Genomic DNA, 23487 nt, shown 5'->3' on the forward strand with positions numbered 1-23487 from the left:
CTCCCCGGGATCTCGAAAGGTGGTGCCGGTCAGCGGATTCGCTGATCAGCTGTGGACCGGGGTCGCCGGGTGCGGCGGCGCCGGTGTGAATTCGGTGCGCAGGTCTCGCTGCGCGGACCGAACCCACAGCAGCACAACGACTTCGCGCAGGGTGAGGTCCAGCTCGGCGGCCAGCAGCTCGGCCACCGCCAGCGCCTGGTCGGGATCGTCCGGGCTCGGATCGCTCAGGATCTCGTCGAGCACCAGGCCGCGGCAGGCCGCTTCCTGGGTGAGCAATCGATCCGGGAGCCAGCTGAGCACCCAGCTATCGGTGGAAGGTGTTGTGCGAATGGCCATCTCGGGCGACTTGTCGCTGCGGACCGTCCAGGGGGTGAATTCGAGGGCCATGAGGTCGGGAACCTCCTCGAAGAGTGGTTGTAGCACCAAGGATACTGGAGTGCTTCGATGGCACATAGCCAGAAGAACTGCTCAAGACAGATACTGAAAAGGCAACTGTTGCTTAGAAATAAGCGCATCGGCGTACAAGTATCCTGGATATCGTAGATATCAAGCGGTTTGGGCGCTGTCGCGCTGAGCGTTGCCGTATTCGAATCACAGATTTGCCGGCCCAGCTGATATCCGCCATGGTCGTTTCGCCCGTTCAGCCTGACCTGTAAAAGAATCGGCAGACTCGTGCTGGATCTACGATGGCGAAGATGACACATCGTGCTTACGATGGGCTTCGCGTGACACGTCTGAGCAATGCGGATCATGATGGGAGACGAGCATGTCTGGCTCGGCCTCGGACGGCGAGCAGATCGGCGCGGCAGTCAAGCGACTCCGCCGGCAACGCAATCTCACCCAGGAGGCGCTCGCCGATCGGGTCGGCTGCTCGCGCAGTCTGATTCAACAGATCGAGAACGGCAGACGCGTTCCACCCCGCCCCCAGCGCGAAAAGCTGAGTGCGGCCCTGGGTGAACGCCTGCCCGGCCTCGACGACGAGACCGAGGCCGAGCGTGTCATCAGCGACCTGCGCATCCGCTTCGAGATCCTCTCGACCGAGAAGCCCGACCTGGCCGCCCGCGTCCTCGCGCTCGCCCAGAGTCTGTCCAACCTCGACGACATGGGTGAGCAACTCGTGCCGCTCCGGGAGATCGCCGAGCGCCAGCTGGTCCGGGCCGAGGAGGTGCTGGTGCAGATTCCCTCGGGCAGCGTCGTTGTGCCGGAATGGAATACGGTCCTGGACTGGCTGACGGTGCTGGATCGCGCGCAGCAGCGGATCTGTGCGATCCACACCGCAGAACTGGGCGCGATCGGCGGCGATGTCGGCGTCGAATATCACCGGGCGATCCTCGCCAAGGCCCGAGCCGGTGTGTCGGTGCAGCGTGTCTATGTGCTGGACGACGTTGTGAATGTGACGCCCTATGAGGACAAGCTCTGGCAACAGGTCAAGGCGAACGTGGAAACCACCCTGGTGAACCGGGAGTTCGCTCCCAACGCACAGGGCATGCTCATCGTCGACGACAGTTACGTGCTGGCGGGCGACTACGATTTCCGCCGCCGCGAGCGTGACTCCAGCCGGTTCTCGTCACTCTGGCACGATGTCCAGACCGCCCACCGCAAGTTCAAGCACCTCCGTGATCTCAGGGCGGACGGAATGGCGCTCGTCGTCAACGATCTGGTGGAGCGGACGGGACTGATTCGGTTCGAGCACCTGGACCAGGAGGACTGCCGCGACCGTTTCCGTGCGGCCCTGCGTCAGGCGTGGAACGACGGGCAGCCCGGATCTGAAGGCGCGCCCAGATGAGCCGAGGGTTCGCGGTGTCGCCGCCGCTGGACCCGGTCGACGTGGCGGACCGTTCCGACCAGCGCAAGCATCTGGCGCGGAACTACCTCGACAGCGAGAGCCGGTTCGCCGGGACGGACGGCCGGATCTATCGCGGGATCATCGACGCGTATCACGGTGAAACCGGGCTGCCCATGGACCGGAACGCCACGGCGGCCCTGAATTCCGCGTGGGCCGAGGTGATGGCCGGTCATGGCGCGGCAGGCGGTGGAAATCTCACCGATGGCCGGGACGGGTCGCCCTACGCCAAGAAGCAGCCGGAGGTCCTGCGCCGGTTGGCTGCCGAGCGGCTGTTCGCCCGGATATCCCAACCGATCGACGGAAGGCCGGGAGTCGACATCGATCCCGGCGAGGTGATCGTCAGCCCCTACTCGAGCACCGTCCTGCTGGAGGAGGCGATCGCCACGCTGGCTCGGCCCGGTGGCGTCCTGGTCTGCCCGGAGGGCTACTACAAGAGCGTGGCCGGGCACATCGCCAAGTTCGGCATGCGGATGGCGACCAGCAGTGTGACCGCAGGCAGCGACTTCCGGATCGACCCGGTATCGCTCGAGCGGACGCTGAAACATCATGCGGCGCAGGGAAACCTGTGTGGGGTCCTGCTGACCCTGCCCGGCAACCCGGTGGTCGCCGACTACACCGTCGAGCAGTTGCTCGAGATCGGCCGGGTACTCGTCGCCGCCGATGTGCCGGTGATCTGCGATATGTCGTTCGACCTGCTGGTCGAGGGGCACATCCCGATTGCGTCGATCGTCGTCCCGACGGCCGATGGTCCGGTCCGCCTGTATGACCGGGTCCTCAGCATCACCGGTAATTCCAAGGCGTTCAATGCCTTCGGGCCGTGCAAGCTGGGTGCGGCCTGTTCGGGAGACCAGCAGTGGCTGGCCCGGGTACGCGAGCGACTGCGTGTCGCCTTCCAGCGTGAGACCACACATCTGGCCCGTGCCACGATCGAGGGCACCTCGGACGGCTACCTGATCCGGAACCGCGTGCTGCTGCGGGAGCGGATGGATTCCGCGCGTCGGCTGGTGGCCGGGATCAATGCCGGATTCGGCACCGAACTGCTGCGGCCGCTGGGCAGCCGCGACGGCATGTTCCTCACGATCGAATTCGATGCCGGGGTGATGTCGGCGGCGGCGGTGCGATCCAGCGCGGACCTGGAGGATCTGCTGCTGATGGCGGCCGGTATCGACTGCGTGGCGCTGGACCGCACCGGATCGCATCGAATGGGCGTGCGGCTCAATGTGACAACGCCCCGGCGCGCCACCGGTGAGGCGGGGCCGGACCTGGTCGTCGAACTGTTCGACCGCATCGAACGGCTGCTCCAGCGGATCGACGCCGGCATGACGTATGCCGGCGCCCTGCTGGAACGACGGATTCCGGCTCGTTCCCCGCGCGTCTCCACCGTCGGCGTGCTGCGCGAAACCGCCGCCCACGAATTGCGTGTCGCCTCCACGCCGGACGATGTGACGGCGCTGGTCCGCAGCGGGCTGAAGGTGGTGGTGGAGCAGGATGCCGGGCGGTGGGCCCGGTTCGACGACGCCGACTATCGGGCCGCCGGCGCCTCGGTGGTGCCGGGACCCGAGTGTGTCTTCGCCGTCGCCGACCTGGTCGCCTGGGTGAAACCGCCTGCCTACGACCTGGATACGATGCCGACCCGGACCGGGCAACTGCTACTCGGGTTCCAGGATCCGGTGAAACGCCGCCGGTCCATTCACCGGCTGAGCCAATACGGGGTGGAGTCGGTGGGCTTCGAGCACATGCCACCGGATCTCGAGACGGCTCACCTCGATCCGCTGACCGCCATGAGCCGGATCGCCGGTGAGGTGGCCTACCGCGAGGGCCGTGAGCGCCTACGCGAGCAGGATCCGGACTGTGCGGTGCGCGCGCTGATCATCGGATGTGGACAGGCCGGGCTCGCCGCCATCGACGCCGCGGTTCGCTGTGGTGACGCGTCGCCGGCCGCCATCGGTCGCCGAGCCGAGCAGCGCGCCGCCGCGTCGGCCCGGGGCGCGAATCGCTTTCTCCTCGATCCCGATCCGGACCGGGTCGCGGACTACATCCGTTCCGTCCGTCCGAATCTGGTGGTGTGCGCGGCCGGACGGCGCGGGACGGCCGCACCGGTGCTGCTGGACCGGTCGGGTCTGGCGGCCTTGCCGAACGGTGCCGTGGTGGTCGATCTGACGGCCAAGTCGGGTGGCAACTGCGTGGTGACCCGCGTGGACGGCACGGTGACGCTGGCCAACAACGTCACCGTGATACATCGCTCGAACTTCCCGTCCGCGCGTCCGGATGTCGCGAGCCGTGCGTACGGTGCGGCCGCGGCCACCGCGATCCTGGGGTACAGCGCGGCCCCCAGGGCAGATGGAAGGGATGTCGTCCCAAGCCTTTTCGAGGGCGGTGCGGAACAGGGTGCGGCAATCGCTGGTATCGAGATGAGCGAACTGTGACAACGGCGGGGTCGCGATCAGCGCATTGATCTGCGCGCTGACTGTGGCGGGCAGTCGCCGAGGCGGTGTGGCGGGCAGTCGCTGAGGCGGTGTGGATCGGTCAGTCGCCGGTGAAGGTCATGCCGGTGAACCGGGTCCAGCACTGCCGGAGATAGAACTCCATGTCGATGGACGGGTCGATGAGCCAGCGCGATTGCAGACCGTCGGCCAGGGCCATGAACGCGGTGGCCATCACCTCGGCGTCGACGGACTCCGGGATGCCGCCCGCCCGCTGGATGCCGCGGATGAGCTCGGCGAAGCCGGCGGTGCCGAGTTCGTAGTGCAGGCGCATGTACTCGTGGGCGGGATGGTTCGGATCGGCGGCGGCCGCCTGCATGTGGGTGAACAGCTCGATGAGGCCGGGCACCTGGCTATTACGGCGAATGAGCCGGATGAGCGCCTCGGGCGTGGGGTCGCCGATGGCGGCCACGTCGATTTCGTCGCGTTTGCGCAGGACCGCGACGAACAGCTCCTCCTTGGAGCCGAAGTAGTGCAGCAGCCCGCTCTGGCTCAGGCCGACCGCCTCGGCCAGCTCGGCCACCGAGGTGGCCAGGAATCCGCGCTCGGCAATGGTGTGCAGCGCGGCCTCCAGGATCTGCTCCCGTCGTTCGATGCCTTTCCCGTAGGGGCCTCGTTTCGCCATCGGTCGAGTTTAAGCGGACTCTGAGAGTTGCTTGTCCACCAAAACCGAGCGCTGTACGGTTTTGCCCATGCGATTCCGCCGCCGCAACCTCGCCCTGGTCGTCCTGGCCGTCTCCGCCGCCCTCACCGCGAGTGCGGCCCCGGCCTTCGCCCGGCCGGCACCGCCCGCGCGGATCGCGCCGCTCGGCCCGGACTTCCTGTGGGGCGTGGCGGCCTCGGGCTTCCAGTCCGAAGGGCATGCGCCGGACAGCAATTGGTCCCGCTACGCCGCCTCCGGAAAAACCGATGACCCGTACGGGGATTCGATCGACTTCGCCGACCGCTACGAGTCCGATATCGAGCTGGCGAGACAGCTGGGCGTGAAGGTGTACCGGATCGGCATCGAATGGGCGCGGGTTCAGCCCCGGCCGGGCATGCCGACGGCATGAACGTGATCGGCTACCACTACTGGAGCCTCACCGACAACTACGAATGGGGTTCCTACACACCGCGATTCGGGCTCTACACGGTGGACGTCCTGACCGACGCCACCCTCACGCGCCGCCCCACCGACGCGGTCCCGGCCTACACCGAGATCACCCGTGCCGGCGGCGTCCCCGCCGACTACCGCCCGACCCGCGAGCCCAAGACCTGCTCGCTGGTCGACGCCCCCGCCAGCTGCACCGATCCGGTGACGCTGCCCCGCTGACCACCCGGCGGCTCGCCGGATCGGCCGTGCGACACCGTGTCAGGTGCTTCCCCCTGACCGGCCCGACCCGCGCATCGGGTGTCGACCCATCGGTCCGATCCGGCGATGCACCGTATGCCGCCCCCTGACCCCGGACATCGGTGTCAGCGGGCGGTTTCCGGGTTCAGCGCAGTGCGGGCACGACCTCGCGCTCGAAGAGCTCCAGCCCGGAGGTGTCGTAGGCGGTCTCCGGGAAGTAGTGGATGGAGTAGCCGAGCCCGAGATCCTTGACGTGCGAGAGCCGTTCGACGATCTGCTCGGGGGTGCCGACGGCGGGGGAGTCGCGGAACAGATCCTTCACGTGCCGGGCCGCGCCCTCGGCTCCGACGAAGGGGGTCAGGCGGGCCTCCAGCTGGGACAGGCGGTCCTGCACCTCGGCCTCGGTCGCGCCGACCAGGGTATTGAAGTTGGAGCTCCGGGTGATGGCGTCGAATTCCGTTCCGACCGCGGCACAGTGGGCGCGCAGCAGGTCCGACTTCTGGGTGAAGGTCTCCGGATCGCCCGCGAAATTGGTGTACTGGGCGTACTTCGCCGCGATGCGGAGCGTCACCTTCTCGCCGCCGCCCGCGATCCAGATCGGAATTCCGCCCTCCTGCAGGGGAAGCGGGCGCACGATCGCGCCGTCGACCTGGTAGTGCTTGCCGTCGAGAGTGGCCTTGCCGGTGGTCCACGCCTGCTTGAAGATCTGCACGCCCTCGTCCAGGCGGCCCAATCGCACACCGGCGGAGGGGAATCCGTAACCGTAGGCGCGCCATTCGTGCTCGTACCAGCCGCCGCCGATGCCCATTTCCACCCGGCCGCCCGAGATGAGATCCACGGTGGCGGCGACCTTGGCCAGGTAGGCGGGGTCCCGGTAGCTCATGGCGGTGCACATCTGGCCCAGCCGGATACGCGTGGTGCTGGCCGCCAGCGCGGACATGAGCGACCACGCCTCGTGGGTGGCCTCCTCGGTGGGGACCGGCACGGTGTGGAAATGGTCGTACACCCACAGTGACTCCCAGACGTCCCCCGAATCCGCGCGCTGCGCCAGGTCCCGCATCACTCCCCACTGTGCGGCGGGATCGATGCCGACCAGGTCGAGCCGCCAGCCCTGCGGGATGAAGATGCCGAAACGCACTAGATGTCTCCTCTGTTCGAATCCGGTGTGGTCACCTCGGCCGGGCCGAGCACCTTGCGCAATGCCGTTGCGACGGTCTCGAGTTCGGCCGGGTCCAGTCTGCCCCCGAAACGCTGCTCGATGCCGGTCAGATAGTGCGGCGCGGCCTCACGGAAGCGGCGGCGGCCCGCATCGGTAATGCTCACGAACGCCGAGCGGCCGTCGTCCGGATTGGATTCACGCCGAACCAAACCGTGCGCCTCCATCTCGGTCACCAGGCGGCTGACCCGGGTGCGGCTCAGCACCACCCGCTCACCCAGGTCGCTCATTCGGAGCCGGTGTGGCCCATCGAGTTCCAGCAGCACGTCGTACCAGCTCAGCGGCAGTCCGGTGGCGCGGCGCAGGGCGGCGTCGAGCTCGGGCACGAGTTTCGCGTGGACCTGCAGCAGGGCGGCCCAGGCGTGGACGGCCGGATGGGATCGGGAAGCGGACACCGGCCCATCATAACCAGTTGCGTGCACGCGCACGTAAGTAGTAGCGTGCACACGCACATATTTTTCGGAAAGGAATTCCCATGACCGCGCTCATCACACGCGACGAACTCGCACAGGAGATCGAGGCCGGTTCGGTCATCGTGCTCGACGCCCTCGGCGGCGAGTACTACGCCAAGGCCCACCTGCCCGGCGCGCTCGCGCTGGTCGAGGCCGAGGTGGAAAGCCGTGCGCCGCACCTGCTTCCGGACCGCGACGCGGCCATCGTCACCTATTGCTCCAACGCCGCCTGCCCCAACAGTCAGAACGTGGCCACCAGGCTGGAGCGGCTGGGCTACACCAATGTCCGCAAGTACCGCGACGGCATTCAGGATTGGACCGAGGCGGGCCTGCCCGTCGAAAGCTGATCGCGCGCACCGGAACTCGGCCGCCCCCCGTCGCGATGCGCGGCGGGGGAGCGGCAGATTGTCCCAGACGCGCTACGATGCCCCGGTTAGTTCGATCTCCGACGGAGGGGGCTCACCGGTGAGCACGATCCAACTGACCACACCAGACGGCACCATCGACGCCTATGTCGCCACTCCGGCCGGACCCGGGCCCTGGCCCGGCGTCGTGGTGCTGCACGACATGGTGGGTGTCAACGACGACATGCGGACCGTCGCCGGCCGCCTGGCCGACAACGGGTATCTCGCCATCGTCCCGAATCTTTTCGCGCGCGGCCGGGTTCGGTGCGTGCCGAGCGTGATCCGGGAGCTGCTGTCCAATGGGAACGGCACCACCGTCCGCGACATCCTCAGCGCCCGCGCTCATCTCATCGCCGATCCGAACTGCACCGGCCGGGTGGCCGTGGTCGGCTTCTGCCTGGGCGGCGGGTTCGCACTCCTGGCCGCCACCAAGGGTTTCGACGCCGCGGCCCCCTTCTATCCCTCCGGCCGCGGCAACTACGAGGACATTCTGCGCGGTTCCTGCCCCATCGTCGCCAGCTACGGCGCCCTCGACCCGGCCAATCCCGGCCGCGGCCCGAAACTCGAACGCGTCCTGACCGACTACGGCATCGACCACGACGTGAAGACCTACCCCGGCGTCACCCACGCCTTCGCCAACCTCACCCCCGCCGAACCGGTTATCCGGGTCGCGGGCCTGGGCTACAACGAGGAAGCCACCGAGGACGCCTGGCGGCGCATCTTCGCCTTCTTCGAGACCCACCTGCGCTGAGCCCGGTCCGGCTCCGACTGCTCAGTCCCTGACGGTGATCGACAGGCGCGGGCGGGTGGGGTTGTCGGGGGAGACGCGTTCCCAGACGGCGTCGAGCATGGGGGCCAGCAGGAGTTCGCCGAATTGGCGGATCAGGACGGCGACTATCTGGGCGGATTCGGGCTTGTCGGTGGAGGCCAGGCCGGCCTCCCGCAGGCCGGCGACCTCGCTGCGGGTCAGGTCCACGAGGGCGTCCAGGAGGTGGATGCGGGTTTCCGAGGGTTCCAGCAGCGAGCGGCGGATGTAGTTCACGACGGCCGGGTTGTCGTGCAGCATCCGGCGGACCGCTTCGTCGCGGGCCGACGCGACTTCGGCGTGCGTGCCGGTGGGAGGAATCGAGGCGACGGTCTGGGCGAAGTAGTCGACGACCAGCTTGTCGACGGCGTCGCGCAGGCCATCCTTGGTCTTGAAATGGTGCTGGACGAGCCCGAGGGTGACGCCGGCCTCGGCGGCCACCGCGCGCAGCGAGACCCGGGAGTCGCCGTACTGGGCGAACAGGTCCATGGCGGCATTGCGGATACGGGCCTTGGCGGTCAGGTCGTCATTGGTGGCTCGTGGATTCAGCATCGCCCCTCAACTCGTCGATTGCGTCCGCCGATTTTACGTCGAGTGGTAGCGGTTTCCGGTCAGGCGCTGAGCTGGCGTTATCATTGACCGGCTTACAATACAACCGTATCGTTCGCTGGATGGAGGAACCAACGATGCGGCCCCTGACCGGGTGGAGCCGCACTTCTTCCCGGGTGCGCTGGCGACGTTCGGGACCGACGGCACCCACGAGGCCTTCCGGAAGGCGTTCGCCGACAAGACCATTGCCGAGCTCGAAGCCATCGCTGCTCGGGACGACCTGCCGCTCAACGGCATCCGACGCAACAACGGAGAGTGACACCGATGTCCGTACTGTTCCCCGACTACCGCCCCACCTGGGAGACGGACCAGCACCGCGAGCTGCGCAAGCACGCGGCGGAGTTCTTCCGCAAGGAGTCCGCGCCCAACCGCGAGCGCTGGACCAAGCAGCACATGGTCGATCGTGAGTTCTGGAACAAGGCCGGTGACGCCGGTCTGCTCGGGCTGGACCTGCCCGAGGAATTCGGCGGCGCGGGCGGCGATTTCGGCCTGCAGGCCGTGGTCCAGGAGGAGCTGGTCTACGCGCACGACAATGGCTTCGGCTTCTCGGTGCACTCGCCGATCGTGTCGCACTACGTCTATCACTACGGCAACGAGGAGCAGCGCCGGAAGTGGCTGCCGGGCATCATCAGCGGTGAGCTGGTGCTGGCCATCGCCATGACCGAGCCGGGCACCGGTTCGGACCTGCAGTCGGTGCGCACCACCGCCATCCGCGAGGGCGACCACTACGTCATCAACGGCTCGAAGACGTTCATCTCCAATGGCACCCACTGCGACCTGCTGGTGATCGTGGCCAAGACCGACCCGTCCCAGGGGGCGGCCGGCGTCTCGCTCATCGTGGCCGAGACCAAGGATCTGCCGGGCTTCGAGCGCGGCCGGGTGCTGGAGAAGATGGGCCAGCACGCCCAGGACACTCGCGAGCTGTTCTTCTCCGACATGCGCGTCCCGGTCGCCAATCTGCTCGGCGCGCAGGAGGGTCTGGGCTTCTATCAGCTGATGGAGCAGCTGGCCCGCGAGCGCCTGATCATCGCCAGCCTGTGCTCGGCCCTGGCCGAGGCGGCGGTGCTGGAGGCGCTGCGCTACTCCAAGGAGCGCGAGGCGTTCGGCCGCCCGATCGGCAAGTTCCAGCACAATGCCTTCACCCTGGCCGAGGTCAAGACCGAGGCGCTGGCCATCAAGACGCTGGTGGACTACGCGATTCAGCAGTACATCGACGGCAAGAACGATCCGTCGACCGCGTCCATGGCCAAACTGTTCGCCGCCGAGACCGCCGACAAGGTGGTCGACAAGTGCCTGCAGCTGTTCGGCGGCTACGGCTACATGATGGAGTACCCGATCGCGAACATGTACACGGGTTCGCGGGTGAACCGCATCTATGGCGGCACCAGCGAGATCATGAAGGAGATCATCTCCCGCTCGCTGTGACGCGGAGGTGATACGACAGTGGCGGCGGCCCGAATTCTGGCCGCCGCCACTGTTTCCGAGCCTCGTGCCTGCCTGATCAGGCTGCGCGGGCGCGGCTCACAATGCCCAGGCAGAGAGCGCACCCGGCCGCGAGGACACCGAACATGGCCGGATAGCCGATGCCGGTGCTGTCGTGGCAGATCGCCATGACGGCCGGGACACCGAAGCCGAGGTAGCTGACCGCGTAGAACACCGCGGTCAGTCCCGCGAGGTCGTCGGGCCGGGCCATGCGCTCGATCTCGAGCAGGCCCGCGACCAGGCCGCTGCCGAAGCCCGTACCCAATGCGATGGCGGTCAGCACGGTCAGCCACATGGTGAGGGTGGCGGAAGCCGCTGCGGCCAGCACCATTCCGGTGATCACCAGGCTCAGTGCCAGGACCGGCAGGCGCAGCGAGCCCGGCCGGTCGATGCGGCGGGCGACGGACTGGATGCCGAACCCGCAGCCCAGCGTGATGACCGTGATGAGGGCCGAGAAGGCGATGGGCGCGCCGTGCACCTTGGGCATCATGAGCGTCGGCATGATGGCGTAGGCCGCCGCTGACGAGGTGAACAGCCACAGGCACACCGGCAGCGCCACGGTGCGGAAACGGTGGTGCGCGGCGGCGGGGACCTTCAGATCGTCCAGCAGCCGGACCGGATTCGCCTGCGGGGCAGTGGTTTCCGGGGCGCGGAACAGCAGCGCCGCCGCCAGCAGGCACAGCGTCACATTGATCAGGTAGGCGAGGGTGTCCGGCCACGGAGCCCACTGGGCCAGCACCCCGGCCACGCCCGCGCCCACGCCGAAGCCGCCGGTGAGGCTCATGGCCGAGCGGCGCGCCCCGGTGCCCGAGGCGGTCTCGGCCGTGAACGGCGGCTGCGAGAGTTCCTTGAGCCAGCTGCTGCCCACCGCCATGGCCAGGCCCAGCGCGATGCCGCACAGCACGCGTCCGGCGGAAAGCATGGGGACGGAAGCGGATCCGAAGGCCAGCAGGGTCGAGCCGGTGGCCGCGATGAAGGGCGCGGGCCGCATCAGCGGCCGACGGCCGTAGCGGTCGGAGAGCGGGCCGCCGATGAGCAGCGCGGGGACGATGCCCAGCACGTATTCGAACAGCAGCAGATCCACCGTGGTGACGGGCAGCCCGTCCCGCTTGTACATGACCAGCAGCGGCGTGAATTCATTGCCGCCCCAGGCAATCGCGAAGATCGCCGCGGCCACGCCGAGCCACGCCCTGGGATGGGTGCCGATACCGGTGGTGCGGGTGCCGACGGCTGTCAGCGTCGCCATCACAGTCCTCTCAGGGTCACGCCGTGCACGTCGGTGAGGTGCTCGGCGAGTGCTTCGGCGAAACCGGCGGCGTCGGCGGCTTCGATCAGATCGGCGAGCCGGGTGTGCTGCTCGATGATCCGGTGCGGATGGGTCTCGCCCCGGTGCAGCGCAACGCTGTTCATCCGGCGCTGGCGCTCGCGCAGCGAGTCGTAGAAGCCGATGAGCAGCGGATTGTCGGCGGCCACCACGTACTCGCGATGGAAATCGGCGTCCACGATGGCGAATTCGTCGAGGTTGCCCGCGTCGGCGAGTTCGCCCTGGCGGTCCAGGGATTCGCGCAGCCGGGGGATCAGCCCCGCGCGGGCGATACGGGTGAGCGCGTCCACCGCGCCGGTTTCCACGATGTAGCGGGCATGGATCACATGCTCGGCCTCGCGCGAGGGCACCGGCACCACCAGCGCACCGCGCTTGGGGTAGAGCCGCATCCAGCCCTCGGTCTCGAGCCGGAGGAAGGCCTCGCGGACCGGGGTGCGGGAGGTGCCCAGCTCCCCGGCGATCTCGTTCTCGCTGACCAGCTCGCCGCCCGGCAGGTCGCCGCTCAGGATGCGTTCCTTGATTTCGCGGTAGGCCCGCTCGGCGGCGGAGAAGGTCTTGGACACAACTTGCATACTAGAGGTGACATGGGATGATTTGCCCGAATGTGGCGGGTTTCACCCGGGGGCTGAAAGAGTTGCGCCGCAACCCTCTCACCCATAATGATTCACGTTGTTGGCAATACGTCAGTAAGTTGCCCTATTTCCGGGACGAGGAGGTCCGCATGGGGAACGATGCCCCGCCGCTGAACGAGGTCGTGAACGGTGGTCTGGAGTTCACGATTCCGATCGCGCACAAGATGGGGGTGCGGGCCGACGAGGTGCGCCCCGGTTTCGCCGCCACCACGGTGCCGGTCGAGGGCAATGGCAATCACTTCGGCGTCATGTACGCCGGCGTGCTGTTCACCGTCGCGGAGATCCTGGGCGGCGCGATCGCCATCGCCAGCTTCGACACCGCCAAGTACTACCCCCTGGTGAAGGATCTGCACATCTTCTTCCGCAAGCCCGCCGCCACCGATGTGCGCGCCGAGGCCACGCTGTCGGAGGAGCAGATCGCGCGCATCACCGAGGAGGCCGCGGCCAAGGGCAAGGCCGACTTCACTCTCGAGGCCGTGGTGACCGATGCCAATGGCGTGGTGGTGGCCGAGACCCAGGGTCTGTACCAGTTGCGCGCCCACGGCAAGTGAGCCGAAACGACCGAGCCCCGGAGGAGAACCTCCGGGGCTCGGTCGTTCTCGCGGGCGTGTCAGGCGATGATGATCCAGCCCTTGCAGCCGGTGCCGGCGCTGCCCGGCCACTCCGAGCCGGAGACCTCGAAGGGGATGACCCCGGGCATCGGGGTGCCCAGGTCGATCTGGGTGGTCTGGGCGCCGTAGGTGTCGGGCAGCGGGGTGCGCTGCCCGTTCATATCGATTTTGGCGTCGTCGGTGAAGTTGTTGGAGGTGGTGATCTCCAGCGTGGTCGGCGTGAACGAGTGGGCCAGCAGGGTGGTCTGGGCGCAGCGGCCCTTGGAGTAGTCGAGCGTGATCCGCTGCGGGGCCGCGTCGGCGGACGCGGGGGCGGCGAAGGCGCCGGAGACGGCGCAGGCGAGCGTGGCCAGGGCGATGCGGCGGAGGTACACGGTCTTCACGAACAGAACCCCTTTTCCTGTGGTCACGACGGTGAATCCCCCCGATCGACGACGATCATGCCGTGACCGAGCCTTCGGCACGCGGCGGACGCGCGGAAGAATCCGCGCGGATCAGCGGATGCGCAGCGGCAGGTTGCGGTGACGGCGCACGAAAATGCTCGGAAACCACTGCGGCGGGGCGTCTTCGACGAGGGTGAATCCGGCGGTGCGGTCCAGCAGCGCGGTCAGGGCCGCGGTGGCCTCCAGTTTGGCCAGCGCCGAGCCGATGCAGAAGTGGATGCCGCGCCCGAAGGCGAGATTGTTGGCCCCGCTGCGGCGGTCCAGGTCGATGGCGTCGGGATGCTCGAAGCGGGCCGGATCCCGATTGGCCGCACCCCACAGCAGCAACACGTGGCTGTCCGCGGGAATCTCGGTGCCGCCCAGCGCGGTATCGATGGTGACGTGCCGATGATGGCCCCGGAAGGGCGATTCCAGCCGCAGCGCCTCGTCGAGGAACGCGGGCAGCAGCGCGGGTTCGCGGCGCAGCTCGTCCTGGAGTTCCGGGCGGGTGGCGAGCAGGCGCGCGGCGTTGGCGATCAGCCCGGCGGTGGATTCGCCGCCCGCGCCGACGAGTTGGACCAGGATGAGCACCGCCACCGCGTCGGTGATGTCGCCGGCCGTGCAGGCGCGGGCCAGTACACCGAGCAGGTCGTCGCCCGGATCCTCTCGGGCGGCGGCGAACCTGGTGTGCAGGTGGGCGGCCAGCTCGGTGGCGGCGGTGACCAGCTGCCCGAAGCGTTCGGCCTCGACGACCCCGCCCAGCATCTCGGTGCTGTCGTAGGCCCACGTGAGCAGTTGCGGCACATCCGCGTCCGGCAGCCCGATGATGTCGGCGACCAGCGCCAGCGGCAGCCGGTCGGCCATGCCGGTCGCCCAGTCGATGCGATCGCCGTGCAGCTGCTCGGCCCACAACCGGTCCACCAGCTCGGCGGCGGTGGTTCCGAGCCCGCGAATCCGCTTGGCCAGCAAGGGCTGGACCAGTTTCCGCTGTGTCTGGTGGCCGGGATCGTCCTCGGTGGCCAGCACGTGGATGGCCTGGCCGCCGCCGTCCATGTCGAAGGTGGCGGGCGGCCTGCCCTGCTGCCGCAGCAGCGCGCCGGTGAGGTGTGAGGAGAACTCGGCGGGCCGATTCACCGCCTCGGTCACCAGATCCCATGAGGTCACCAGGTAGAAGTCGGTGCCCGGGATGCGGTACACCGGCGATTGCTCGCGCAGTCGCCGGTACAGCGGATAGGGATCGTCGAGGTGCGCGGGGTCGAACAGGTCGAGCGCGTCGGGTGAGGTCCGGGTCATGCGCCCACGGTTTCCGGCGCTGAACCGACTGTCAACGGCCGTCTCGCCGTGAGACGGCCGCCGCGCGGTGACCCACTCGTATGCAGGGGTTTTGCGCGCATCTCGAGACTCCGGGCCTCCGTACCGGACAGCCGATTAGTATCGAACGGTTACGCGATAACGCTGCTGGCCCAGGAGGCTCGGGTGATCGTGCGCGACCGGAAGTGGATGGGATGGGGAGCCGGGACGGTGCTCTCGGTGGTGGCCCTGCTGGTGACGGTCTTCGCGGTGAACGGACCGGTGGCGCGGGCCCGGCCGGCTGCCGCCGACACCGTCGCCATCGACAGCGGCAGCCTGCATGGCGTGCTCGCCCCGGACTACCGGCTCTTCAATGGAATCCCTTACGCCGCACCGCCGGTGGGCGCGCTGCGCTGGCGACCGCCCGCACCGGTGCCGCCGTGGCCGGGCGTCCGCGAGGCCCGCGACGCCGGGCCGAAATGCGCACAGGCCACGGGCGTGGGCGGCCTGCGCTCGACCGATGAGGACTGCCTCTACCTGAACGTCTGGACCCCGCCCACCCTGCCCGCCGACGGCCGCGGCCTGCCGGTCATGGTGTGGATTCACGGCGGCGGCCTGCAGACGGGCACCGGAAGCATGTACGGCGCAGCGCCTCTGGTGTCGCAGCCCGATGGCGACAGCATCGTGGTCACCATCAACTACCGGCTCGGGACGTTCGGCTTCCTGGCCGCTTCGGCACTGGACGAGGGCGACGGCTCGGGGGACTACGGGCTGATGGATCAGCAGGCCGCGCTGCGCTGGGTGCAGCGCAATATCGCGGTGTTCGGCGGCGACCCGAACCGGGTGACGGTGGATGGTGAATCGGCGGGCGGGGTTTCGATCTGCGCGCAGCTGGCCACGCCCTCCTCGGCGGGGCTGTTCCAGGCGGCCATGATGCAGAGCGGCTTGTGCACCGGGCAAGCCCTCGCCGCCGCCGAGGCCGAGGGTGATGCCTGGGCGGACGGAGCCGGATGCCCGGGAGCGGACGCGGTCTGTCTGCGCAGTCTTCCGGCGGACGTGCTCGTCGATCGCGCGCCGGAGTCGGCGGATGTGGTGTACGGCAACGACTTTCTCCCGCGCGATCCCATTTCCGTGCTGAAAGCCGGTGGGATTAGCCATGTTCCGACCTTCATCGGCTCCAACCATGACGAGATGGCGCTGTGGGTGTGGATGGATTACGGCATCCCGCTCGGCGCCAGGATGACCGCCGCGGACTATCCCACCCTGCTCACCTCCCGGTTGGGCGGCATGGGCCGGGCGCAGGTCGATCGGATCATAGTGGAGTACCCCCTCGGCGACTACGCGCAACCGGCGCTGGCGCTCATCCGGGCCTGGACCGACAAATTCGTCTGTACGCTGGTCGACCAGGTCGGCGACTTCGGCCGCCAGAACCCCACCTATGTCTACGAATTCGACGACCGGACCGCCCTGGCCCCGCCCAGCACCTTCCCGATGGGCGCCTACCACGCCGCGGAACTCCCCTCCCTCTTCGACCTCGTGCAGGCCGGCCCGCTCCTGCACGTCGCCATGACCCCCGGCCAGCAGCGCCTGCAGGACGAAATGCGCCGCTACTGGACCCGCTTCATCACCGCGGGCACCGCGGATCCGCAAGGGTTGCCCGCCATCCCGCAATACACCACGGCCGCACCGTCATTCCTCTCCTTCCGCCCCGCCGGCAACCAGTTCTCCGATGCCTTCTACGCCGACCACCGCTGCGAGTTCTGGAGCACACTCGGTTGACCTGCCGTGCAGGTACATTCGAGGCGTGACGCTCGGTAAGGGGGAGCCGTGGGCGGGGCTCGGGGCGGTGGGCCCCGAGTCGGCGGTGCGGCGGGCGGCATTGGCCGCGCGGTTACGGGCGGCGGTGCTGGACGCGCACGCCGAGGCGGTGCGCGCGGGGACCGTCGCGGAAGGCGCGGTGGGGCCCGGGAATCGGGACCTGATCGAACTGCTCGCCCTGCAACGCCGGATCGCCGTGATCGCCGAACAGCTGGATGCGGATTCGGCGACCTCGGTCTCGTACGGCGAGGTGGCTTCCGTCTCGCTGCGCGAGGACGATTGGGTGTGGAGGTACCGCGCGCGGAGGGAAGGTAATGCGATGAGTGTCAGTCTGGCCAAAGGCGGCAATGTCTCGCTGTCGAAGCAGGCGCCGAATCTGGCGAAGGTGGCCGTCGCCCTGGGGTGGGACGTACGCAGTACCACCGGAGCCGATTTCGATCTCGATGCCAGTGCCCTCGCCTGCGGGCCGAATCAGCGTGTCGTCTCCGACAGGCATTTCGTGTTCTACAACAACCTGCGGTCCCCGGAGGGCACCATCGAGCACACCGGCGACAACCTCACCGGTGAGGGTGAGGGCGACGACGAGGTGATCACCGTGGATCTGGCGGCCATGCCGCCGAGCATCACCAATATCTTCTTCCCCGTATCGATCTACGAGGCCGAGACCCGGCGCCAGGCCTTCGGGCAGGTGCGCAATGCCTACATCCGGGTCGTGGACGCCGTCACCGGGTCGGAGCTGACCCGCTTCGACCTCACCGAGGACGCCTCGACCGAGACCGCCATGGTGTTCGGCGAGCTGTACCGGCACGGCCCCGAGTGGAAGTTCCGGGCCATCGGACAGGGCTACGCCTCCGGATTGGCCGGAATCGCACGGGATTACGGGGTCAACGTCTAGACGCGCACCGGGAGCGGCACCGGGCGCTTGGGCACCCGCCGGTCACCGGAGGAGATGCCGCGCAGGCGGCGCATCACCCACGGCCCCAGCGCGGTTGCCGCCCATTGGAATTCGGCCGCGATCGAGCGCAACGCCCCGTGCTCGGGCAGATCCGGGATCAGCGGACGGGTCCAGGCGTCGTTCGCACCGGGCAGCCGCAGCGCCTCGGCCACGGCGTCGGCGATGCGCTGGTGCCCGAGTGGGCTGGCGTGCAGCCGGTCCGCGTCCCACAGGCGGGGATCGGTCACCACGGCATGGTGGCCGGTCTCAACCACCAGAACCCCGTGCCGCTGGGCCGCCGACCGCAGCCGGTCGTTGATCGCCGCGATCCGGCCGCGAATCGGCCGGGCCAGCGGAATCGTCTCGGCCACATCGGGAAAGGTCAGCGTCGCCACCACCGCGCCGGTGGCGGTGAGCGCGGCGAACATGGCCTCGACGTGCCCGGCGATCTCGTCCGGGTCGAAGTTCGGGCGCAGCAGATCGTTCATGCCGGCCAGCACGGTGGCCAGATCCGGGCGCAGCGCCAGCGCCGCGTCCAGCTGGTCGTCGCGGATCTGGTGGGCCAGCTTGCCGCGCACCGCCAGATTGGCATAGCGCAGTTCGGGATTCGTGAGGGCGAGACGCTCGGCCAGCCGGTCCGCCCACCCACGCAGGCCGGTCAGGTCGTCGCCATCGCCCACGCCCTCGGTCTGACTGTCGCCCAGGGCGACGTATCGGGTGTACCTGCCATCGGTCATGGCGGATCGGCCTTTCGGTGACTGTTCGTGGATCATCCCAGGAAATCGGCCGGCACGGGCGTCGGGTCGAACTCGTTCACGAGCCCGCCGCTTGGCGTTCGGCCGCTGCTGCCTCCTGTTCGATTTGCGCGATGGCCTCGGCCTGGATTCGCTCGAACTGCGCGGCCATTGCCTCGGCGAGCGCCTGCGCGCCGGAGAGCGGACGCACCATCACCATGAACTCGTCGATCCGGCCGTCGGCGTCGAAGTGCAGGAAGTCGCATCCGGTGATGCGCTTGCCCGCGACCGTGGTCTCGAAGACCAGTGCGTGATCGCTGCTGTCCGCCGCGCCGATCTCCTTGATGTAGCGGAAGTCCTCGAACACCCGCATGACACCGCGCAGGATGGCCGCGGTGATGGCCTTGCCCGGGTAGGGCTTGAAGGCGACCGGGCTGGAGAACACCACATTGTCGGCGAGCAGGGCCGCCATGGCCGCCTCGTCACGGGCCTCGACGGCCTTGCGGAAGGGGTGCATGATTCCCTCGTTTCCTATAGTCAAATCATTGTCCACTATATTCGAACAGTAGCGCGCATCTCTTCAGAGTGTCCAGGTCATGCATATTCAATAAGTTGACTATTGAATCGCTGTTGAACCCGCGCCCGCAGCGGCCGCGCATCACCGGGCCAATAGACTCGCCGGGTGCGACATAGGCAGGTCGATGGCTCCATGGACCTGACGCAGCTGCGGACCTTCCTGGCCGTCTACCGGGCCGGGTCGATCACCGCCGCCGCGGGTCAGGTCGGCCTCTCGCAGCCGACGGTGACCACCCAGCTGCAGGCGCTGGAACGCCAGGTGGGACGGCCGCTGTTCGAGCGGCTGCCGCGCGGTGTCGCCCCGACCGCGGCCGCACACGATCTGGCCGCGCGGGTGGCCGCGCCGCTGGACGCCCTGGAGTCGGTGATCGGCGACGGCTCCGAGGCGGGCGTGACAGCCGTGGAACCGCCGGTCCTGCTCGGCGGTCCGGCCGAATTGCTGGCCACCCTCGTCCTGCCCGCACTCGCACCGCTGGTCGCGGACGGCGTCCGGCTCGCGGTGAGCACCGGCCTGGCCGACGACCTGCTCACGGATCTGCGACTCGGAAAACTGGACCTGGTCGTCTCGACCATTCGCCCGCGAGGCCGGACCGTGCTCGCGGAAACGCTCGCCGATGAGGAGTTCGTACTGGTGGCCGCGCCCGAGGTGGCCGCCCGCGCGGATCTGGAACGCTTGCGCGCCAATGACTTCGGCGGAGTGCCCCTGGTGACCTACGCCCCGGATCTGCCGATCGTCCGCCGCTATTGGCGGCACGTCTTCGACACCCGGCTGGAAGCCGACCCCGGCCTGGTGGTCCCGGACCTGCGCGCCGTCCTCGCCGCGGTGGTGGCGGGCGCGGGCGTCTCGGTGCTCCCGAGCTACCTGTGCACCCGCGAATTGGCCTCGGGCGCCGTCGAAAAGCTCTGGGACCCGCAGGACGCGCCGATCAATACCGTCTTCCTGGCCCGCCGGGTGGGTGGCCCCGTCCGCCCGCACGTGGACCGGGTGCGCGCTCGCCTGCTCGCGGCCGCGCGCGAGTGGCACGACTGCCCGGACTGACGACAACGGCCCGGTCCCCAGGGGACCGGGCCGTCGTGCCACGTCGGGCGGAATCCGTACCGCCTACTTCTCGACGAGACCGTACTGGGTGAGCAGTTCGCCGATCTCGTTGTTGCCGAGGCGCTTCGCCAGCGCGCGCCAGAGCAGGTCCGGGCCCGGGAGGTCGATGGGATCGCCGTCGCGGAGGCGACTCATGGCGGCCAGCAGGGTACGGACGTCGTAGGTGGAGTTGAAGACCTCCGGGACGCCGCGTTCGATGTCGAGCAGCCGGTACGCCGCCTCCATGCCGGTGCGCACCGAGTACTCGGTGGTGAAGATGCAGTCGCGGCTGGTCTCGGCGAACTGACCGATGAAGGCGAAGTTGACCGAACCCTCCGGGACCACGTCCGGGCGGTCACCCGCCTTGCGGGGCATGAAGAAGGCGGTCACGTAGGGCATCATGACCGGCACGCACTTGGCGCCGCTCGCGGCCAGCTCGGGGATGTCCGCTTCGGGAACGCCCAGGTGGTACAGCCACTCCTGGGTGATCTCCGCACCGGTGCACTCCTGCATGGTCTTCTTCACGTAGTCGCCGGGCTTGTCGACGAACAGCGAGTACACCCAGACCACGATCTGGTCCTTCGGCTGCTGCTTGAAATGCGGCTGCCGGTTGACCGTCCAGCTCATCAGCCAGTTCGAGTCCTTCGCGGTGACGATGCCGCCGGTGACGACCTTGCCGCTGAAGGGATCCCGCTTGCAGATCTTCTGAATGTATTCGGGGATGCGCTGATCCAGCGTGGTGACGGTGGCCGACTCCCACTTGGTCTCGGGAATGTGTGAACCGAATACGTCCGGATGGCCGAAGGCCTTGTCCTTGGCGGCGATTCGGCGCCACAGATCCCACGCCGGGGCCGGACCCGCGTCGACCTTTGCGGGCGTGTGGTGGTCGCCCTCGTCGGAGTTCTCGGTGAGCGAGCCGATGGTCATCAGCAGCAGATCTTCCGGCCCGAGGTCGACGCCGCCCTCGACCCCCTCCGAGATCCAGTGGATCCGGGTGGCCTGCTTGCGATCCGCGGTGAGGTCGAAGTCGACATCGGTGACGGTGGTGTCGAACTTGAAGGTGACGCCCTGGTCCAATAGCCAGCGGTAGAGCGGCAGCACCAGCGACTCGTACTGGTTGTACTTGGTGAACTTCAGGGCCGAGAAGTCCGGCAGGCCGCCGATGTGGTGGATGAACCGGTGCAGGTACAGCTTCATCTCGAGGGCGCTGTGCCACTCCTCGAAGGCGAACATGGTGCGCCAGTACATCCAGAAGTTGCTCGCGAAGAAGTCCTTCGAGAACACCTCGTCGATGCGCTTGCCCTCCATCTCCTCACGGGTGGCGAGGAAGATCTTGGTGATGTCCTGCTGCGCCCTGTCGTTCAGTGTGAAGAGGTTCTTGGTCTGGGCGCTCTGACCGCGGTTCACGGTGGCCCGCTCGAGGGAGAAGTTCGGGTCGTCCTTGTTGAGCCAGTAGAACTCGTCGAGCACGCTCGCGTCCTCGACCTCCATGGACGGGATGGTCCGGAAGAGGTCCCAGAGGCACTCGAAGTGGTTCTCCATCTCGCGGCCACCGCGAATGACGAAGCCCTTCTCGGGTTCCCGAATGCCGTCCAGCGCGCCGCCCGGCAACTTCAGCTCTTCCAGAATGGTGATCTTGCTACCGGGCATCTGGCCATCACGGATGAGGAAGGCCGCCCCGGAGAGCGAGGCCAGGCCCGACCCCACGAACCAGGCCGTCTTGTCCTCGACGCCCGCCGGCTTGCGCGGCCGCGCGAAGGCTTCGTAATTGCCACTGCTGTAGAACATGAGAACTCCCGTCTCGAATCACGCCGTGTACTTGTAGAACCCTTCCCCGGTGGCGATGCCGAGCTTGCCCTGGTCGATGTAGTTCTCCTTGAGCCACTTGGCGATTCGCTGGGCGTTCTCGTCGCCGTGGGCCATGATGTTGTAGGGCGTGGTCAGGCCGATGATGTCGAGGATCTGGAAGGGTCCGGCCGGCGCGCCGGTGCCGATGCGCCAGGTGTTGTCCACCGCCTCGGGCTCGGCGTAGCCGCCCTCGGCCAGGTTCATGGCCGCGTCCAGCAGCGGCACCAGCAGCGAGTTCAGGACGTAGCCGGCCTTCTCCTTGTGCAGCTCGATGGGCACCATGCCGATGGCGGTGGCGAAGTCCACGACGGCCTGGAAGACGGCCGGATCGGTGTCGGGGGTGCCCATGATCTCGGCGGTGTTGAAGTGCCACACCTGATTCGCGAAGTGCAGCGCCAGGAACCGGTCCGGGCGGCCGGTGAAGTCCTTCATGGCGCTGGGCAGCAGCGTGGAGGAGTTGGTGGCGAAGATGGTGCGCTCGGGCGCGAGCTTGCCCAGCTTCTCGTAGGTGTCCTGCTTGATGGCGAGCACCTCGGGAACCGCCTCGATCACCAGGTCGGCGTCGGCGACCGCCGCGGCCAGATCGGAGCTCAGCGCGATGCCCGCCGCGGTCGTCTCGGCCTTGCCGTCGCCCGCGCCCGGCACCTGCGCGCGGTAGGTGGCGGCCAGCTTGTCGAAGCGACCGCGCGCCGCGGTCAGCACCTCATCGGTGATGTCGTACGCGGTGACGTCGAATCCGCGGAACGCGGTCTGGAATGCGATCTGGGAACCGAGAACTCCGGTGCCGAGCACGGTGACCTTGCGGATGTCGATGCTCATTGTCATTGCCTCCCTTGGGATGTGAAGAATCCTGCGATTATCTGTGCGATCTGCGCCCGCAGATCCGCCATGGCGTCGTGGCCGGGATGCGCTCCGGTGGACGGTTGCACCAGCGCCAGGTGCAGGACCGCGAAGATGCTGCGCCCCGCCAGCCTGGCCTGCTCTTCCCAACGCGCCGAGGCGGTTTCGTCGCCGGGCGGCGTGCCGATCCCGTCGCGGCGCGCGTGGGCGATGAGCCGCTCGGCGATCATGGACTCCAGCCCGGCCACCAGGGCCAGGCCCTCGGAGCGGTAGGTGTCGGTGGGTGAACCGAACAGGAGCTCACGCTGATAGACGATGGTGTTCTCGGGCCGCTGCTCGGCCGCGCGCAGGAGCGGGCGCAGCAGGGCCGTCACCGCCTCGACGGCATCGGTCTGCGTGCGGGCCGCGGCGGCGCCGTCCGCCAGCGCGGTGCGTAATTCCTCGTTGTAGACCATCAGCAACAACTCACCCTTGGTGGCGGCGTAGCGGAACAGTGTCCCGGCGGCGATATCCGCCCGATCAGAGATTTGCTGAGTGGTAACTCTATCGAATCCGTGCTCAGCGAAAAGGGCGGCGGCCGCCTCGAAGATGCGTGACTGCTTGTCGTGCATCTTGCGCTGGCGTCGGCCGAAGTGCACCGGTTTGGCCTGCGTGACCATCGGACACCTCCAACCCGGATCGGAAAACTGAGTGGACTCAAAAATGAGCGTACTCCGAGTTATCGATTGTGCAACCCCGCTGGGCCGCCGGATC

At 68.1% G+C, this 23487-nt stretch carries 24 protein-coding genes and 1 pseudogene; 11 read left to right on the forward strand and 14 right to left on the reverse strand.

Annotation, left to right across the window (positions count from 1 at the left end; genetic code table 11):
- Positions 1-45 precede the first annotated feature (45 nt).
- Positions 46-423, reverse strand: a complete 378-nt coding sequence (locus ABZV44_RS26385; RefSeq protein WP_354841500.1) for a hypothetical protein — start codon at positions 421-423, stop codon at positions 46-48.
- Between the two features lie 343 nt (positions 424-766).
- Here ABZV44_RS26385 and ABZV44_RS26390 point away from each other — a divergent pair, with 343 nt between their 5' ends.
- A complete protein-coding gene (locus tag ABZV44_RS26390; RefSeq protein WP_354841503.1) occupies positions 767-1786 on the forward strand; it encodes a helix-turn-helix domain-containing protein in 1020 nt (339 codons plus the stop codon).
- The gene (locus ABZV44_RS26395; protein WP_354841506.1) at positions 1783-4272 is read left to right on the forward strand and encodes an aminotransferase class I/II-fold pyridoxal phosphate-dependent enzyme; all 2490 of its coding nucleotides are present in this window, start codon (positions 1783-1785) and stop codon (positions 4270-4272) included. Before ABZV44_RS26390 ends, ABZV44_RS26395 begins: the two co-directional genes overlap by 4 nt.
- A 100-nt stretch (positions 4273-4372) precedes the next feature.
- Here the strand turns inward: ABZV44_RS26395 and ABZV44_RS26400 are convergent, their stop codons facing one another.
- The gene (locus tag ABZV44_RS26400) at positions 4373-4954 is read right to left on the reverse strand and encodes a TetR/AcrR family transcriptional regulator (protein ID WP_354841508.1); all 582 of its coding nucleotides are present in this window, start codon (positions 4952-4954) and stop codon (positions 4373-4375) included.
- Between the two features lie 67 nt (positions 4955-5021).
- Between ABZV44_RS26400 and ABZV44_RS26405 the strand changes: the two are divergent.
- Positions 5022-5641: pseudogene (locus ABZV44_RS26405) on the forward strand (family 1 glycosylhydrolase).
- A gap of 163 nt (positions 5642-5804) precedes the next feature.
- Here the strand turns inward: ABZV44_RS26405 and ABZV44_RS26410 are convergent.
- Complete coding sequence (locus ABZV44_RS26410) at positions 5805-6797, reverse strand: LLM class F420-dependent oxidoreductase (RefSeq protein ID WP_354841509.1); 993 nt, start codon at positions 6795-6797, stop codon at positions 5805-5807.
- A complete protein-coding gene (locus tag ABZV44_RS26415) occupies positions 6797-7270 on the reverse strand; it encodes a MarR family transcriptional regulator (protein ID WP_354841511.1) in 474 nt (157 codons plus the stop codon). Before ABZV44_RS26415 ends, ABZV44_RS26410 begins: the two co-directional genes overlap by 1 nt.
- An 80-nt stretch (positions 7271-7350) precedes the next feature.
- Between ABZV44_RS26415 and ABZV44_RS26420 the strand changes: the two genes are divergently transcribed.
- Complete coding sequence (locus ABZV44_RS26420) at positions 7351-7674, forward strand: rhodanese-like domain-containing protein (protein ID WP_354841513.1); 324 nt, start codon at positions 7351-7353, stop codon at positions 7672-7674.
- Positions 7675-7792: 118 nt separating this feature from the next.
- Positions 7793-8482 carry a dienelactone hydrolase family protein gene (locus ABZV44_RS26425; protein WP_354841515.1) on the forward strand — a complete coding sequence of 230 codons (690 nt, stop codon included), beginning with the start codon at positions 7793-7795 and terminating at the stop codon, positions 8480-8482.
- A gap of 21 nt (positions 8483-8503) precedes the next feature.
- Here ABZV44_RS26425 and ABZV44_RS26430 read toward each other — a convergent pair whose 3' ends face one another.
- On the reverse strand, positions 8504-9088 hold the full coding sequence (locus tag ABZV44_RS26430) for a helix-turn-helix domain-containing protein (protein WP_354841517.1): 585 nt from the start codon (positions 9086-9088) through the stop codon (positions 8504-8506).
- Between the two features lie 151 nt (positions 9089-9239).
- Here ABZV44_RS26430 and ABZV44_RS26435 point away from each other — a divergent pair, with 151 nt between their 5' ends.
- Both ABZV44_RS26435 and ABZV44_RS26440 read left to right on the forward strand, forming a co-directional pair.
- On the forward strand, positions 9240-9404 hold the full coding sequence (locus tag ABZV44_RS26435; RefSeq protein WP_354841519.1) for a hypothetical protein: 165 nt from the start codon (positions 9240-9242) through the stop codon (positions 9402-9404).
- Between the two features lie 5 nt (positions 9405-9409).
- A complete protein-coding gene (locus ABZV44_RS26440) occupies positions 9410-10570 on the forward strand; it encodes an acyl-CoA dehydrogenase family protein (protein WP_354841522.1) in 1161 nt (386 codons plus the stop codon).
- A 76-nt stretch (positions 10571-10646) separates the two neighbouring features.
- On the opposite strand, the gene ABZV44_RS26445 is transcribed toward ABZV44_RS26440, so the two are convergent.
- A complete protein-coding gene (locus ABZV44_RS26445; protein WP_354841525.1) occupies positions 10647-11873 on the reverse strand; it encodes an MFS transporter in 1227 nt (408 codons plus the stop codon).
- Positions 11873-12523: a GntR family transcriptional regulator gene (locus ABZV44_RS26450; protein WP_354841528.1), complete on the reverse strand. Its 651-nt coding sequence runs from the start codon at positions 12521-12523 to the stop codon at positions 11873-11875. The genes ABZV44_RS26445 and ABZV44_RS26450 overlap by 1 nt, the downstream gene beginning before the upstream one ends.
- A 149-nt stretch (positions 12524-12672) precedes the next feature.
- Here ABZV44_RS26450 and ABZV44_RS26455 point away from each other — a divergent pair, with 149 nt between their 5' ends.
- On the forward strand, positions 12673-13134 hold the full coding sequence (locus ABZV44_RS26455; RefSeq protein ID WP_354841531.1) for a YiiD C-terminal domain-containing protein: 462 nt from the start codon (positions 12673-12675) through the stop codon (positions 13132-13134).
- A 59-nt stretch (positions 13135-13193) separates the two neighbouring features.
- Here the strand turns inward: ABZV44_RS26455 and ABZV44_RS26460 are convergent, their stop codons facing one another.
- Positions 13194-13604, reverse strand: a complete 411-nt coding sequence (locus ABZV44_RS26460; RefSeq protein ID WP_354841533.1) for a hypothetical protein — start codon at positions 13602-13604, stop codon at positions 13194-13196.
- Between the two features lie 84 nt (positions 13605-13688).
- On the reverse strand, positions 13689-14909 hold the full coding sequence (locus ABZV44_RS26465; protein ID WP_354841535.1) for a cytochrome P450: 1221 nt from the start codon (positions 14907-14909) through the stop codon (positions 13689-13691).
- Between the two features lie 183 nt (positions 14910-15092).
- Between ABZV44_RS26465 and ABZV44_RS26470 the strand changes: the two genes are divergently transcribed.
- Both ABZV44_RS26470 and ABZV44_RS26475 read left to right on the forward strand, forming a co-directional pair.
- On the forward strand, positions 15093-16685 hold the full coding sequence (locus ABZV44_RS26470) for a carboxylesterase family protein (RefSeq protein ID WP_354841538.1): 1593 nt from the start codon (positions 15093-15095) through the stop codon (positions 16683-16685).
- A gap of 358 nt (positions 16686-17043) precedes the next feature.
- A complete protein-coding gene (locus ABZV44_RS26475) occupies positions 17044-17619 on the forward strand; it encodes a TerD family protein (RefSeq protein WP_354841817.1) in 576 nt (191 codons plus the stop codon).
- Here ABZV44_RS26475 and ABZV44_RS26480 read toward each other — a convergent pair.
- Both ABZV44_RS26480 and ABZV44_RS26485 read right to left on the reverse strand, forming a co-directional pair.
- The gene (locus ABZV44_RS26480) at positions 17616-18395 is read right to left on the reverse strand and encodes an SGNH/GDSL hydrolase family protein (protein WP_354841540.1); all 780 of its coding nucleotides are present in this window, start codon (positions 18393-18395) and stop codon (positions 17616-17618) included. The genes ABZV44_RS26475 and ABZV44_RS26480 overlap by 4 nt on opposite strands.
- A gap of 76 nt (positions 18396-18471) precedes the next feature.
- Complete coding sequence (locus tag ABZV44_RS26485) at positions 18472-18909, reverse strand: nuclear transport factor 2 family protein (RefSeq protein ID WP_354841543.1); 438 nt, start codon at positions 18907-18909, stop codon at positions 18472-18474.
- Positions 18910-19074: 165 nt separating this feature from the next.
- Between ABZV44_RS26485 and ABZV44_RS26490 the strand changes: the two genes are divergently transcribed.
- Positions 19075-20007: a LysR family transcriptional regulator gene (locus ABZV44_RS26490; RefSeq protein ID WP_354841545.1), complete on the forward strand. Its 933-nt coding sequence runs from the start codon at positions 19075-19077 to the stop codon at positions 20005-20007.
- Between the two features lie 63 nt (positions 20008-20070).
- Here ABZV44_RS26490 and ABZV44_RS26495 read toward each other — a convergent pair whose 3' ends face one another.
- From ABZV44_RS26495 to ABZV44_RS26505, 3 genes are read right to left on the reverse strand one after another with little or no spacing between them, the layout of a single operon-like run.
- Complete coding sequence (locus tag ABZV44_RS26495) at positions 20071-21834, reverse strand: oleate hydratase (RefSeq protein WP_354841548.1); 1764 nt, start codon at positions 21832-21834, stop codon at positions 20071-20073.
- 18 nt (positions 21835-21852) lie between these two features.
- The gene (locus ABZV44_RS26500) at positions 21853-22713 is read right to left on the reverse strand and encodes a 3-hydroxyacyl-CoA dehydrogenase (RefSeq protein WP_354841551.1); all 861 of its coding nucleotides are present in this window, start codon (positions 22711-22713) and stop codon (positions 21853-21855) included.
- Between the two features lie 2 nt (positions 22714-22715).
- Positions 22716-23393, reverse strand: coding sequence for a helix-turn-helix domain-containing protein (locus ABZV44_RS26505; RefSeq protein ID WP_354841554.1), 678 nt, complete (start codon positions 23391-23393; stop codon positions 22716-22718).
- Positions 23394-23487 lie beyond the last annotated feature (94 nt).

Source organism: Nocardia sp. NPDC004860 (assembly GCF_040609015.1).
GTDB lineage: Bacteria > Actinomycetota > Actinomycetes > Mycobacteriales > Mycobacteriaceae > Nocardia.